This window comes from Bacillus sp. CECT 9360 (assembly GCF_918741275.1).
In the GTDB taxonomy this organism is placed as follows: Bacteria; Bacillota; Bacilli; order Bacillales; family DSM-1321; genus Peribacillus.
Window position 1 is genome coordinate 41,329 of sequence record NZ_CAKKNA010000017.1, and the last position, 14,605, is coordinate 55,933.

Annotated in this window: 14 protein-coding genes and 1 riboswitch; of the genes, 4 read left to right on the forward strand and 10 right to left on the reverse strand. The window is 42.5% G+C overall.

The genetic code is table 11. The features are described 5' to 3' along the window. Positions 1-21: 21 nt before the first annotated feature. Positions 22-121: riboswitch (SAM riboswitch) on the reverse strand. A gap of 162 nt (positions 122-283) precedes the next feature. Then, a complete protein-coding gene (locus LQ216_RS17690; RefSeq protein WP_117306142.1) occupies positions 284-898 on the forward strand; it encodes a class I SAM-dependent methyltransferase in 615 nt (204 codons plus the stop codon). A gap of 50 nt (positions 899-948) precedes the next feature. Here the strand turns inward: LQ216_RS17690 and LQ216_RS17695 are convergent, their stop codons facing one another. Together LQ216_RS17695 and LQ216_RS20545 are read right to left on the reverse strand one after the other, a co-directional pair. Beyond that, complete coding sequence (locus LQ216_RS17695) at positions 949-1,611, reverse strand: MOSC domain-containing protein (RefSeq protein WP_230130759.1); 663 nt, start codon at positions 1,609-1,611, stop codon at positions 949-951. A 348-nt stretch (positions 1,612-1,959) separates the two neighbouring features. Continuing rightward, positions 1,960-2,115 (reverse strand): putative holin-like toxin, encoded by a 156-nt coding sequence (locus LQ216_RS20545; RefSeq protein ID WP_354959293.1) that lies wholly within the window; start codon positions 2,113-2,115, stop codon positions 1,960-1,962. Positions 2,116-2,536: 421 nt separating this feature from the next. Between LQ216_RS20545 and mscL the strand changes: the two genes are divergently transcribed. Beyond that, positions 2,537-2,998 (forward strand): large conductance mechanosensitive channel protein MscL, encoded by a 462-nt coding sequence (mscL, locus tag LQ216_RS17700; RefSeq protein ID WP_117306146.1) that lies wholly within the window; start codon positions 2,537-2,539, stop codon positions 2,996-2,998. A gap of 42 nt (positions 2,999-3,040) precedes the next feature. Here mscL and LQ216_RS17705 read toward each other — a convergent pair whose 3' ends face one another. From LQ216_RS17705 to LQ216_RS17720, 4 genes are all read right to left on the reverse strand, one after another. Next, complete coding sequence (locus tag LQ216_RS17705) at positions 3,041-4,696, reverse strand: glycerol-3-phosphate dehydrogenase/oxidase (protein WP_230130760.1); 1,656 nt, start codon at positions 4,694-4,696, stop codon at positions 3,041-3,043. A 206-nt stretch (positions 4,697-4,902) separates the two neighbouring features. After that, positions 4,903-5,451 (reverse strand): glycerol-3-phosphate responsive antiterminator, encoded by a 549-nt coding sequence (locus LQ216_RS17710; protein ID WP_230130761.1) that lies wholly within the window; start codon positions 5,449-5,451, stop codon positions 4,903-4,905. After that, entirely contained in the window at positions 5,451-6,119 is a 669-nt protein-coding gene (locus LQ216_RS17715; protein ID WP_230130762.1) for a phosphatase PAP2 family protein, read from the reverse strand. Before LQ216_RS17715 ends, LQ216_RS17710 begins: the two co-directional genes overlap by 1 nt. Before the next feature lie 719 nt (positions 6,120-6,838). Then, on the reverse strand, positions 6,839-7,669 hold the full coding sequence (locus LQ216_RS17720) for a Ku protein (RefSeq protein ID WP_230130763.1): 831 nt from the start codon (positions 7,667-7,669) through the stop codon (positions 6,839-6,841). 112 nt (positions 7,670-7,781) lie between these two features. Between LQ216_RS17720 and LQ216_RS17725 the strand changes: the two genes are divergently transcribed. Then, a complete protein-coding gene (locus LQ216_RS17725) occupies positions 7,782-9,626 on the forward strand; it encodes a DNA ligase D (protein ID WP_230130764.1) in 1,845 nt (614 codons plus the stop codon). A gap of 55 nt (positions 9,627-9,681) precedes the next feature. Here LQ216_RS17725 and dapF read toward each other — a convergent pair whose 3' ends face one another. Further along, complete coding sequence (gene dapF / locus LQ216_RS17730) at positions 9,682-10,668, reverse strand: diaminopimelate epimerase (protein WP_230130765.1); 987 nt, start codon at positions 10,666-10,668, stop codon at positions 9,682-9,684. Between the two features lie 86 nt (positions 10,669-10,754). On the opposite strand from dapF, the gene LQ216_RS17735 reads away from it, so the two are divergent. Beyond that, positions 10,755-11,048, forward strand: coding sequence for a hypothetical protein (locus tag LQ216_RS17735; RefSeq protein WP_230130766.1), 294 nt, complete (start codon positions 10,755-10,757; stop codon positions 11,046-11,048). Between the two features lie 318 nt (positions 11,049-11,366). Here the strand turns inward: LQ216_RS17735 and LQ216_RS17740 are convergent, their stop codons facing one another. From LQ216_RS17740 to LQ216_RS17750, 3 genes are all read right to left on the reverse strand, one after another. After that, a complete protein-coding gene (locus LQ216_RS17740) occupies positions 11,367-12,668 on the reverse strand; it encodes an NCS2 family permease (RefSeq protein ID WP_230130767.1) in 1,302 nt (433 codons plus the stop codon). Between the two features lie 327 nt (positions 12,669-12,995). Beyond that, positions 12,996-13,559: a carbonic anhydrase gene (locus tag LQ216_RS17745; RefSeq protein WP_230130768.1), complete on the reverse strand. Its 564-nt coding sequence runs from the start codon at positions 13,557-13,559 to the stop codon at positions 12,996-12,998. A gap of 84 nt (positions 13,560-13,643) precedes the next feature. After that, on the reverse strand, positions 13,644-14,447 hold the full coding sequence (locus tag LQ216_RS17750) for a hypothetical protein (RefSeq protein ID WP_230130769.1): 804 nt from the start codon (positions 14,445-14,447) through the stop codon (positions 13,644-13,646). Positions 14,448-14,605: the final 158 nt, after the last annotated feature.

Genomic DNA, 14,605 nt, shown 5'->3' on the forward strand with positions numbered 1-14,605 from the left:
AGAAGGCTTTTTGTCACATTCTCCTCATCTACCAAGCACGAGCTTGCTGGATTTAGCACCTTGGCGATAGCCGGTTGCTGAGGTTTCACAGGGCCAGTCCCTCCACCTCTCTCGATAAGATCACTATATAATTGTTTGCATATTCTAAATTTAATAATTATTACTTTACATGATGAAAGGATATATTTCAATAGTTACAATCAATTTGATTTGCAAATATGTGGTTTAAAACGATTCATTTGGTGAAAATATAATATATTCACTAACATGAGGAGGGTTTGATATGCTTGAAACCATCGCAAAGCAGTTTCGCAAACCCGTAGGTATACTGGGCAGGCTAGCAGGCATGATTATGGCTTTTGAAAACCGCAAGATTAACCGTTGGACAATTGATCGGCTTAAAGTAAAACCGGGCGATCATATATTGGAAGTCGGCTTTGGCCCCGGATATGCCATCGAAGAAATGCTGCAAAAATATGATAACCTCAAAATAGATGGCGTCGATGTTTCGAAAACGATGCTCGAGACTGCCCACATCCGGAATGAAAAAGCGATCGACAAAGGACGGCTGAATCTCTACCAGAAAGATGTAATGGATTATAATCAGCGTGAGTACCAATATGATAAAGTCATATCCGTAAATAATTATCCGTTATGGAAGAATAAAAGGAAATCATTGATGCGCATCCATCAATTGTTGAAGGATGGCGGCAGAATCGCCATCACAGTCCAGCCGAGGGAAGACGACGCCTCCCGCGAAAAAACATTTTCCCATGCGTTCCAGATTGAACAGGATTTAGTCTATGCTGGCTTCCGGGATATTTCTGTAAAATTCAAAAAAGTAAAACCCGAATTAACAGTCTGCGTCACAGGCGTTTGTAAAAAAAAGCATATATGATTGAAAATCAGAGGTCATCCAGCATTTATTTTCACATAGCATGGAGGGATTTAACCTTCTGTTTCTAACAAGGCGGCTCTTTTCCGCATAATTTTGCTTTTCCATACGATTGCCAGCTCATCAATGGTAAGTAATCTATCAAGTCCTATCAAGCCCTCCTTGTTATGAAAATAAATTTCATTCGCAGATAGAACGCTGACATGATTTTGTACCCTTTGTACGAGCTCGATACTGTCGTCTTCACGGACCTGCCCTTCCTCCAAAACTCTTGCGAAATAACCAGTGTATGATGTCTCGATAACCTCCTTTAGAAAGCCAGTCTCGTTATTGAAATGAGATATCATCGCACAAGGTATTCGTCCCTGTGTAATCTGAGTGATGCATTCACCAATTCTGAAAATATCTCCTATGTACACTTGTTCTTCTTTCATCCCAGAAACCGTCAAATTTTCACCGAAAGCGGGGATCGATATTCTTTTTCCAAATCGTTTCTCCCACATCTCATAATGTTCGTATGGATAAAAACAAATGACCCTGTCCGGACCACCATGGTGTTTCTTGTTGCCGATGCCGTCGCCTTCTATCTCAGCCTTTGTTACAAAGGCGGTTTTTACCTTCTGCTTATTGATCCCCGTATTAAATTGAGCACCGGAAAAGACTCTCAATTGTGGCCTGCCAATCTGAAAAGAAACAATTTTTCCTGTTATCCCCATTTTCTGATTCTCCTTTTTTGAGAATTGCTCATTAATTATAGTCGTTCTTCAGGTTTCGTGACAGATAAGAAATCATGTGGTATTCTAAAGAAGGATATGTAATAAAATAAAAAAAACTCGTCGATTGACGACCGTAAGGCGGAGGTTAGACGTAGTTGAGGCCCACAGGACGTGGCGCACTTAGTCTGTTTCCTGCTTTATGCAGAAAGGAAAGTTTATACTTTCTGCTAAATAAAAAGCCGTAAATGTTGCAGCATTTACGGCCTACGATAGACATGGTCCCCCCAATAGGGGATCGGCCTACATTGGATGAATAGACCTCTCCCTCATTTTTCGGACAAGGGAGGTCTATTTTTTATTTTGGAATGACAAAATGGCAATTATCAGAGTAGCAAAAGTAAACATCGCCATTAAGGTTTCGAAAATTGTCAAGGCTTCACCCCCTTTCCTCGGGGTTAGCCGACCGCCCTTAGGAGACCTCCTAGGGATTGTCCTATCGTACAATTATTATATCACAACAAACACTATTTTACGAACACTCGTTCTATTTTTGTGAAATAATGACTATTGTCCTAGTTCTCAAACGAGAGATTTAGTCAAGTTTCGTCAAAATTTTCTAACAATAGTTGCGATCGTGAAAAAAGATATGGTAAAATAGAAACACAATATATAGTCGAGACCCTATCGCGTTCGCCTGTATATTGATTCTAGAGATCGATATTTCCGCTTCTTTCGCTCTTGTTTGTCAAAGAGCGATTTTTTTGTACCTTGAAAAGTATGGAATTTTCAAGCTATATATACCCAAATACGCTTATTCCTCGTCTTAAGATGCTCGCCAATCATACTTTTCTCATTGTTACAAGATGTCCAAACAAGTGGTATCATAAATACATCCATATGCAGAGAAAGGAATGGGAACCCAGTTTTGTTTAAAGAGTTTAAAAAATTCATTATGAGAGGAAATGTGTTGGATCTCGCAATCGGTGTTATTATTGGTGCAGCCTTCAGCAAAATCATTGACTCTGTCGTAAACGATATCATTATGCCGCCAATCGGGCTGATTGTAGGCAAAGTCGATTTCAGTAATCTATACATAAATCTGTCAGACAAGAATTACAGCTCGCTTGCAGAGGCACAGGAAGCGGGAGCGGCCACAATCAACTACGGTCTTTTCATTAATAATATCATCCATTTCTTAATTATCTCATTTGTCATCTTCATGATTGTTAAGCAAGTCAATCGCTTTCACAAAAAAGAAGAACCCAATAAGATTGAAACAAAAAAATGCCCGGAGTGTATTTCGGAAATTCCTGTTTCGGCTAAGCGTTGCCCTGCTTGCACGACTTATTTGACTGCAGATGAAACCGAATTAAGCACTGATACCTAGTAAAGAAAACTCGCCAATCGGCGAGTTTTCTTTTATATAGCTTCACATTTCGGGAGTTTGCGCTTCTTCGATCGCCGCATCCGCTTCCGTTTCAAAATGTTGTCTTTGATTCTCATCCCAACCGAATGTTTCTTTCATATAATCAACAACTCCCTGTTTCCACTGTTTTGCCTCGTCAATGTTAAACAAGATCGCACCAGTTCTTCTTAGTAAAAAATCCACCGGTGTTGCAGCAGCTTCCTGTTCGATTGAATAGACAAGCATAGCGTATACCTCAACGGGTAAGTTATATTTTTCTGCATCTTTTCCACTGTTTTCAATGATTTCATACAGCTTCCGAACATTCGTCCCGTACATTTGTGCAAGCTTTTCGGCCGTCTGTTGGCTTAAACCGAGACGGGTTCCTCCCGTTGCTTCCGTTTTTCTGAAACTATCCAGGTTACCGGAACCACCAATGTCGCCTCCCGAAATCGGGAGGTGCTTCGTTTGACTGCTGTCATACTTAATGCCGAGCTCTTCTTCAAATTGGGCTGCAACCCGGTCAAGCACCATTTCCGCCATTTTACGGTAGCCTGTCAATTTTCCGCCAGCGATTGTGATTAAGCCCGAATCCGATACCCAGATTTCATCTTTACGGGAAATTTCTGATGGATCCTTCCCTTCTTCATGGATCAATGGACGGACACCTGCCCAGCTTGATTCTACATCTTGTTCCACAATCTTGACTTCAGGGAACATATAGTTGATCGCCTCGATAATATAGGCTCGGTCGGCTGCGGTCATTTTCGGATTCACCGGATCGCTATCGTAAAAGGTATCGGTTGTCCCTACATACGCTTTGCCTTCACGGGGAATCGCGAAGACCATGCGCCCGTCCGGGGTATCAAAATAGACAGCCTGTTTTAACGGGAAACGCGATTGGTCTATGACAACATGAGCTCCCTTTGTCAATTTTAGGGTTTTGCCTTTTTTGGAACCATCCTTTTCACGAAGCGTATCCACCCAAGGACCAGCCGCATTGACAATTTTCTTTGCTTTGATTGAAAATTGTTCTTTCGTTAACCGGTCTTCTACAACCGCACCGGCCACTTTGCCGTCTTCATAGATAAAATCAACCACTTTAGCATAGTTCATTAAATTTGCGCCGAATTCGGCTGCTTTTTTGGCGACTTCAATCGTCAACCGGGCATCATCGGTACGGTATTCAACGTAATATCCGCCTCCCATTAAGCCTTCTTTTTTTACAAGCGGTTCTTTATTAATTGTTTCATCGACTGTTAACATCTTTCGCCATTCTTTGCGCTTAACACCAGCAAGCAGGTCATATACTCGCAGTCCAATTGAAGTTGTAAATTTGCCGAATGTTCCGCCTTTATGGAAAGGAAGCAGCATCCATTCAGGAGTAGTGACGTGCGGTCCGTTTTCATAAACAATCGCCCGTTCCTTGCCCACTTCCGCGACCATCGCCACTTCAAACTGCTTAAGATAACGAAGGCCGCCATGGACGAGTTTGGTGGAACGGCTTGACGTGCCTGCTGCGAAATCCTGCATTTCAACCAACGCTGTATTCATTCCGCGGGTAACGGCATCAAGCGCAATTCCTGAGCCTGTTATTCCCCCGCCGATAATCAACAGATCAAATTCTTCCGACTGTAATTTTCCACGCAGTTGCGCGCGGTCAAGATTCGAAAACTTCATAATAAGTTCCTCCTTAATGTCTCTCTAGTTAATGTATTACCCTACTTCCCCATGATTATGATAATAAATGCTTCTTTATATAAAAAGGCCACGAAACAGACGATTATCAAAAGTAATCGCAGCATCGTGGCCTCTCCAAATCTCGAACCGAATATTAACTTACTTTCATTATATACCTATTTCTAAATTTGTAAAAGATAAAACTTCTACTCTTGCGAAAACGATCGCCATAACTCCATATTTGAAGTGGTGATCCCGACCGCTCCCGCTTTAAAGGCATTTTCGACATCCTCTTTTGTTCTGATAAATCCGCCCGCCATAATCGGAATGTTCACCTTGCTGTAGACTTCTTCAATCACCCATGGCATCGCGCCAGGCAATAGTTCGATACAATCCGGCTGCGTTTTCTCAATCAGCTTCAAGCTTTTTTTCAGCGCCCCCGAATCGATTAAGAACATTCTTTGTATCGCTTTAACACCTTTTTTCTTTGCTCTTAAAATCACGTTGATTTTTGTGGAGATCAGTCCGTACGGGTTATACTCTTGACACACGTATTCGGTTCCGAAGTCGTCGTTCTTTATCCCATGGATCAGGTCCATATGATAAATCATCTTTTTTCCGCGCTGCTCGGCCAGCCTTTGGACAGATTTCAGCATCGAAATATGTATTTCCAAAAAAACACCGATTTCATAGGAACTTTCAAGAAATTGCTCGAATTCCTTCATATTTCTGGAAGCTGGAAAGATTTTTTGCATTATTGTCGGTCTCCCCTCCTTTTTTTAGTAAGACTGTATTCAAAGTAGCGCAAGCCTAGTCCGCAAATGGTCAACCATGCTCCGCCCGCGGCAAAGCCCCCAACTACATCGCTTGGATAGTGCACCCCTAAATATATTCTGCTTATCCCGATTAACAGAATGATCAGCGCACATAAGCTGCCAAAAATCCAATCAAGTAGGGCATACTTAGAAATTCTTACAAGGATAACTGCCAGAGCCCCGTAAAAAACAAACGAACCCATGGAATGCCCGCTTGGAAAGCTAAAGCCGTTTTCAGCGATGATTGGCAGCAAATCAGGCCTTTCCCTTTTAAACATCCATTTTAGCATGAAATTCAATACTAACCCTGACCAGGAGGTAAACAATAAAAAAACGGCATATCGTTTTTTTTGAAAGAGAACCAAAAAAATCGATATGGCGATTGCTGCCATGATAAACCATGGAACTGACCCAAAGAAAGTCAGCACTTTCATGATAGACGTCAGCTGATCGGAAATCCGCCCTTGAATAAATTGTATGATTGGAGTATCGAACTGTTCAAGTTCTTTTTCTTTCAATTTTTCTGCAAATTTTGTGAATGTGAAAAAATATAAGGCCAACAACATGGCTATAAAGGTAAAGTATACGATAGTTTTAATTTTCAGCAAAATCACCTCGAGCGAAATATCATTCTTAAGAAATATACCTCACTACCCGCTTTTCAAACAAGATGCAATACTTATGATGATATTTCAACCTCGAAATGTGAGATTTGTGGATCGATTCTTCAAATTTGTCTTTGATCATTCGAATTTCTGCTCGATGATATGAATTTGTGATCGATAATTTGAATTTCTGCTCGATGATCCGAATTTGTGCTCGATTAATTGAATTTTTGCTCGATAATCCGAATTTGTGCTCGATTAATTGAATTTCTGCTCGATGATCCGGATTTCTGCTCGATTAATTGAATTTCTGCTCGATGATGAGGATTTGTGCTCGATTAATCGAATTTCTGCTCGATGATGAGGATTTGTGCTCGATTAATTGAATTTCTGCCCGATAATCCGGATTTGTGCTCGATTAATTGAATTTCTGCTCGATGATTCGGATTTCTGCTCGATGATCCGAATTTCTACTCGATATTCCGGATTTGTGCTCGATTAATTGAATTTCTGCTCGATGATCCAAATTTGTGCTCGATAATCCCGATTTGTGCTCGATTATCCGAATTTCTGCTCGATGATCCCGATTTCTGCTCGATGATTCGAATTTGTGCTCGATAATGGAAAAATCTGCTCATTAGCGTTTCAGACCATAGACTTTTATCTTAACGCTATATAAAAAAATCAGAGCGGAAAAGATCTCCTTTAGCCGCTCTGATTAATCAAGCCTCTTTCTTTTTCGTTGCGGCCCGTTTACGCGCCGGCTTTTTCTTTGCTGGAGGCTTTGTTCTGTCGATGGACGCCTGAAGTGCCGCCATTAAATCGGTCACATTGGATGTAGCCGGTTCTCGTTCTTTTGGCGTAATCGTTTTGCCTGTCTTTTTTGATTCAATAAGTTCCAAAAGCGCGGTACGATAATCATCATTGTACTTACTTGGTTCAAACTCGGTCGTTAACTGGTCAATAAGCATGATCGCCGTAGACAGCTCCCTGTCGCTCACATTATCCGCAGCGGGTATATTCGGGACGTCAGCGACAGAGCGGACTTCATCAGGATAATGGATCGTTTCCATGATCAGAGTGTTTTCCACTACCCGGATGACCGCCATCTGTTCTTTCGCTCTAATGATGATTTTTGCCAGACCCACCTTTTTTGAATCTGCCAGAGCAGCCCGAAGCAGTGAATACGCTTTGACGCCGCCTTCATTGGGCGACATGTAATAGCTTTTGTTAAAATAAATCGGATCAATTTCCTCTATTTTAACAAAATCAATGATTTCGACCGCTCTGTCTTCATTTACCTTTCTCAACTGCTCCAATTCTTCATCTTCAATAACGACGAACTTACCTTTTGTATATTCAAAAGCTCGGACGATATCATCTTTGCCCACCTCTTTTTCACAGACAGGACAAACTTTTTCATACTTAATCGGAGAATGGCATTCCTTATGAAGCGTCCTCAGGGATATATCCTTATCTTCTGTTGCGGCATGCAGCTTTATCGGAATATTAACCAGCCCAAAGCTGATGCTGCCCTTCCACATCGTATGCATGATTTCACCTTCTTCATTTTCTTTTTCTAAAGTTAATTTGCCTAAGCATATTTTTTCTCTCCAGCTTCAAAATAACACCTATAAACAATTGGCAAACAGAAAGAGTGATCTGATGAAACCTATGCTTCCGACGTATCATGATAGTGCCCCGACCGGAAAACCATGGAGATACGAAGTGAAATATGACGGCTTCCGTGCCCTGCTTACAATTGGCAAAAATAAAATCGAACTGACTAGCAGAAACGGTAAGAATCTGCTCCCGTCATTCCCGGAAATCGAAGAATTCGTTGATCGAATAAAACCCGCATTAACGGAGCATTTGCCGATTCAACTCGACGGCGAAGTTGTTTGGCTTGCCAACCCATACAAGTCCGATTTCATGCATCTTCAGTGGCGTGGCCGCCTGAAAACAAAAAAAACGATTGAAGAGGCGGCTCTTGTTTCCCCAGTCCGGTTTTTGGCGTTTGACCTCCTTGTTCATAAAGAGGAAAAACTGCAAACATTGGCCTATTTAAAACGAAAAGAACGGCTCGAAACACTTTGCAAGGAGGCAAAACTTCCGCTATCTCCAAATCCCATCAATGAAGCAATCATTCAATATGTCCCGCTTTTCAAAAACTTTTCAGATCTTATGGAAAAAGTTGTGCTGTATGACGGGGAAGGGATTGTCGCCAAGCATGAAAACAGCATGTGGGAGGAGGGAAAAAGAACGTCTCAATGGGTAAAGGTTAAGAATTGGCGCAGGGCTGCCTGCTTTATCACGGCCATGAATAAGGCAAATAGTTATTTCGCGTTAGGGGTCTATAGAGATGGTATACCGACAAGCATCGGGCAAATGAAAAACGGGATCAACCAACATGACCGGTCAATCCTACAGGATATTATTAAACAAAACGCTTCTTCTGAGGACGATGGCAGCCTTTATATCCATCCTTCCATATGCCTGGCGGTTGAATTTCTGCATGTGTATGAAGAAACCGAACTGCGCGAGCCGCAATTCAAGGAATTTCTACCAACAGTCAGACCCGAAGAATGCACCTGGGACGGGTTTATCGAAAGCCAATTCACCTTCCCTGCCCATATTTCGATTACGTCACCTGGCAAGCCTATTTGGGAATCAGGCAATAAAATTATCACAAAGATTGAATACTTACAATACTTGCGCGAGGTTTCATCCTGGTTTTTGCCCCACTTAAAGGATAAGGAGCTCACGACAATCAGGTACCCGCATGGAACGATGCACAGCAAAGAACGCTTTTTTCAAAAAAACCGGCCGGACTATGCCCCTGACTTCATCAAATCTTTTTTTGCGAATGACAATGATTATATTCTCTGCAATGATTTGGACACTTTACTCTGGCTCGGTAACCAGCTTGCGCTGGAGTTCCACACGCCTTTCCAAAGAGCAGGAAAAACCCATCCGGATGAGCTTGTCCTTGATCTCGATCCGCCGGCGCCTGAATCGTTTCATCTAGCAGTAAAGGCTGCCCTTGAAAGCAAGAAGGTCCTGGATTCGATAAACGTGAAGGCGTTTATCAAAACTTCTGGCAATAAGGGCCTGCAGATTCATATTCCCTTGCCAGCAAATACATACAGCTACCACGACACGCGGATTTTCACCAATTTTCTTGCTGACTTTCTGACTAGCTCATTCCCGGATGACTTTACCGTTGAGCGGCTTAAGAAAAACCGCCATAACCGTCTTTATCTGGATTTTGTCCAGCATAGTGAAGGGAAGACGATCATTTCTCCTTACTCCCCCCGCGGAAATGATTTCGGCGGCGTTGCCGCCCCGCTCTTTTGGGAGGAATTAACCGAGGATTTATCGATAAAGGACTATACGGTTTGGAATGTTCCAAAACGGATCAGGAGTTCAGGGTGTCCTTTCGCAGATTATGAAAAGGCCAGGCACGAGCAGCCGTTTGAGGAAGTGATCCCATTTTTGAAACGAAAATAGATGTACCATAAAAAAAGCCGGTCTGCTGGAGTACAGGCCGGTTTTTCGTGTTCGATTATTTACCCTGCAAAAATTCCTGGATTTCCTTTTGAAATTCAGCGTACAAACTGGTTTCATTGTTGAATGTATCTTGACTAAGCATATTGAAATTCTTTTCATTTCCAAGTTCGACATTAATCTCTGCTTTATATTCATACGTTCCATTGCCGATAAGATCAATATGATATTGATCTTTTTCCGGGTCATGATGAACGACACATTTCACTTGTCCGCCATCATTATAAACGGAAATTTCTTTTTCCAGTTCATTGAGACCGTTTAAGCATGTGACAAGGCTCGATGCTGACATGGCGGTTCCGCATGCATTCGTGAAACCAACGCCTCTTTCAAAGGTGCGGACAAAAATACGCCCTGTTTCAATTGGCTTGATGAAGCTTACATTAACCCCGTCCGGGAATAAATCATTTGGTCCATTCACCTTCGTCGCCAAATCTTCTTGAATGCCGGAAGCAAGTATCTCATCGGTAACAATCGAAATCAAATGCGGATTCGGCACGGCAACCGCCGTAAAATCAAGGGAATCAGAAAGCTCCGGCAGCTTCGCATTTAACAGTGTCTCGCTTTCGATTTGAAGAGGCAGGTCTTTGACATGAAAGGAAACCGGTGAAATTTCCACTTTATAGGTAGGTATGCCACGATAAATTTCTTCTGCCTTCTCGACTGCTAGATCGGCTTTCATCGTCTCAATCATCAATTTGTCTTTACCAAGCACTTCGTGGGTGAACCGCGCCACACAGCGCAGCCCATTGCCGCACATCGATGCCTCTGAACCGTCGGCATTAAAGACACGCATTCTCGCATCACATGTATCACTCTTCATTACAAAAAGAATCCCATCTGCGCCAAGGCCGCTATTGCGCTCACACAGAGCCAGCGCGAGGTTTTTCCGTTCTTCTTCCGAAAATGAAAGATCCTTTGTCAGTTCATCAATTATCAAAAAATCATTGCCAGATCCATGGCACTTTAACAATTCTAAAATCATCTAAGTCACTTCTCCTAAACAGTTACAACTGTGAATTATTATATTATTCTATTAAAGAATAAGCGCTAAGTAAAGGAGATGCGATTATGAAAGTGAAATCTACTTTTAGAAAAAACCATTTCATTTTTGATTTTTTTGTTGATTCGGTCATTTCCATAGAAAATGAAGAGCCCCCTGCCAAACTGGCGACTGTCACTACGGTCATACAAACTTTCGATAAACAGTTATTGTGGAGCGGACGTATCCGCGTGAAAGTAAACGAGTTTGGCATATACCCTCTGCCTGAAGATGTGAACTCGATTTCCGGTCCCCTGTCGATGAAAAAAATGATGCTCGGGGAGTTGAGACGGTATATCAAGCCTCAAAAGCCTTTTTTATGAAATGGCTCTGTTAAATTCCATTGTTGATTTTCAAATGGTCATGGAATCTACTCGCTTTCCGCGGACGAACTGGCAAGCCTCCTCACTCGTACCTCGCTGCGGGGTCTTGCCAGCCCGTTTTTCCGCAGGACATTGATTTATCATCCTTGAATAGACACCGCACGAGAAAATGCGTATGCATTTTCGAGGAGTCTCGCAGATTCCCTTCCCAAAAACAACATTATCGTTTAACAGAGCCTATGAAATAAAAAGAGCCATTCCACGCGCAAAGGATTCCGCAAATGGCAGAAACCTGAACGCAGGAACAGCTTCTTTTTGTTACCCGAGCACTTGGAATACAAAGTACACCAGGAAAAGTGCTGCTATTGCATACATGACGATGGAAACCTGTTTCGCTTTGCCAAGCATAACCTTTAGAAAAGGATACAGGACAAATCCAACTGCCATTCCGTCAGCGATGCTGTACGTGAACGGAATCATCGCGATGATCATGATAGCCGGAATGCTTTCAGACAAATCGCTGAAATCGAGATGCTTGATATTTTCAAGCATGAGTATCCCAATGATGATCAGTATCGGAGCAATGGCGCTATCAGGAATGATTTTAATGACCGGTATAAAAAGCATCGACAAAAGAAATAAAAGGCCGGTCACAACCGAAGTAAATCCGGTACGGCCGCCGGAAGCCACACCTGCTGCCGTTTCTACCGTTGCCACAGTAGGACTCGAGCCGAATACGCCTGACAAGAGAACCGATACACCCGTTGCCCGGAACGCTTTTTGATATCGTTCAGGCCGTTTGATGCTGTTAACATGGCCGTGAACGAGGCCGATATTCTCAAAAATGATGACCATCGTCAACGAAAATACGGCAATCCAGAATTCAAATTTCCCTAGTTCCATAAAAGACATGGAAAAGAACACTTCTTTATATGCCCCTGGATCCATTCCGCCAAATGACAGTTCGGAGAAATCAATGGTTCCAAACAGAAAAGCAATGGTGCAACCTGCAATGATTGTAATCAAAAAACTCCCCTGTATGTTTCTGATAAACAATACAAGCGCGATTAACAGTGTCAATACCGTAACGATTACGTCCGGATTCCCGAGGTTGCCGAGCGCTATCATCGAGGTCTCGCCCTTTGTAATCAATCCGCCTTTTTCCAGTCCCAAAAACATTAAAAATAACCCGAGGCCAACCGTAATCCCTTCTTTTAGGGAATTAGGAATCGAGTCGCTGAGGACCTTGGAGAAAGGGCTGAACGCGACAAAAACAAAAATAAGCCCAGATACAAAGACGGCGGCTAGAGCGGCTTGCCAGGACAATCCCATACTTCCAACCATGGTATAAGCAAACAAAGCATTGATTCCCATACCGGGTACCAGGATAATCGGTACATTCGCCCAAAACCCCATCAATAAACAACTCACTGCTGAAAGAAGGATGGTCGCGATTATCGCGCCGTCCAGCGGTATGCCCGCTTCAGCAAGAATCATCGAATTGACGACGATAATATAAACGATCGTAAAATAACTGACGGAGCCGGCAAGTATCTCCCGCTTTACTGTCGTTCCGCTTTCAGAAAGCTGAAATATCTTTTCAAAAATTGACTGTTTCATGTTGTGTCCTTACTACGTAATATCCCTCTCCCACCCGTTTGTTTCAGTGACAAACCACACTATGTGATTGTAACAGATATTTGTCTATATTCAAGTTTTCTAAAGATTGACGAGCCGTAAGGCGGAGATTAGGCATAGGTTTCCTTATACAGAAAGAAAAGTGCGTGATTTTAATCAGGTCATTTGTATTCGCTTAAATGTCGCGTAAATGGACTTTGCTTTTGCTTAAATCAACTCTGTTTTCGCTTGAATGCCCTGTTTTCCCGCTCGAATCATAATCGTCACCCTGAATCAGACATAAAAAAGAACTGCAGCAACGCCTGCAGTTCAAGCTTTGTAACCATCAACCACCACATCAAGCTTTCCGGTTTCAGGCGATATAACAAGTCCGTGAACAGATACATCTTTCGGGATTAATGGGTGGTTGCGGATGATTTGGACGCTGTTCTCCACGCTATCCGAAACATCTTCAAAGCCGCGAAGCCACTTTTTCAAGTCGATTCCTGAATGTTCCATCGTTTGAATCGTTTCTGGTGCAATGCCCCGGCTGATCAATTTCTCAATCATTGCATCCGGATTAATTGACGACATGCCGCAATCGTGGTGCCCCACCACGAATACCTCGTCCGCTTTCAGTTCGGTGACAGCCACGAGAATGCTGCGCATGGCGCTTCCAAAATGCGAAGATACGACAGCTCCTGCCGTTTTTATATGCTTAATATCGCCGTTTTTGATATCCATTGCTTTCGGAAGCAACTCCACAAGTCTCGTATCCATACAGCTTAATACCACCATTTTCTTATCAGGGAATTTATCGGTTTGATATCTGGCGTATTCTTTCTCTTCTACAAACTTACTGTTAAATTCAATGATTTCATTCAGCAAAGTCACTTTTATCACCACAATTTCTATGTATTTATGAAATTATATCAGATACTATCGTAAAATGCCCCTGATAAGCATTAGGGATCATTGCTAGTTGGATCGGTGATTAAAAGCTGCCGCACAAAATCCGAAAACTGCGATTCTCTCGTCTGCTGTCGCAGCGTCATGAAATGAGAGTATCGGTGTATTCATTTCCTTAAACCGCTTGGCCCACTCAAGAGGCATCCAGCCTTTTTGAAAGGAAGCAATTGTTTTCCCGTCAGTTGTGTCCATGTGAAATTTATTGAGCAGCCCGCTGACATTCACCGGCATCCATTCTTGTCCTTCTGCCGTATATATCATGCCCTTCAGGCGAACAATTGATTCTTTCAAGCTTTCCTTGTAGTACCCCACTCGATTTCCGGTGCCGTCCATCATCGTGATCATCGTCTTGATTCCTGCTTTCATTTCATATTCGGCAAGCACTATCCCTGCAGCATTCGTTAGGACGTATCGCTTTGGCAATAGAACCGAAATGGTATTGGGAATTATCCACATAAACCGTTGCATCCTCCGGTCTCTTATTTCACCGAGTAACGAACCATCGGGATGGAACAGCAGCACCCGCAATGTTGGCGCGGGCATGAACGCAAGTAAAATGTCCGTAGTTTCCAACGGAGATATTAGCGAGACGACATTTTCTTCCGGCAGGTCCTTCATCCTGTTTTCATAAATCCGCGACCCGATAAAATTAACAATGCTCAGGATTAAAAACGGCGCCGTTTCGGCAATGACGTTCCCTCCAATAACATGGCAGACATGGAGCACAAAAAATACAGCGGCGATGATTAGCGTGATCCAGGAAACATGGAAACACATCCTGGCAGTTTTTTCGTAATAAGTACGGATATTCATGCTCTACACCTTCGTTTCTATCTTATCCTTTTTAGTCCTATCTTTTTGATCCATTTCTATTAATGATATTCATTGTTTGTATAAATAGAATACTAAGCATTATATTCTACTATAAAGTTTTCCGAGTGAGAGAAAGGAGCCTATCATTCCATATCAAC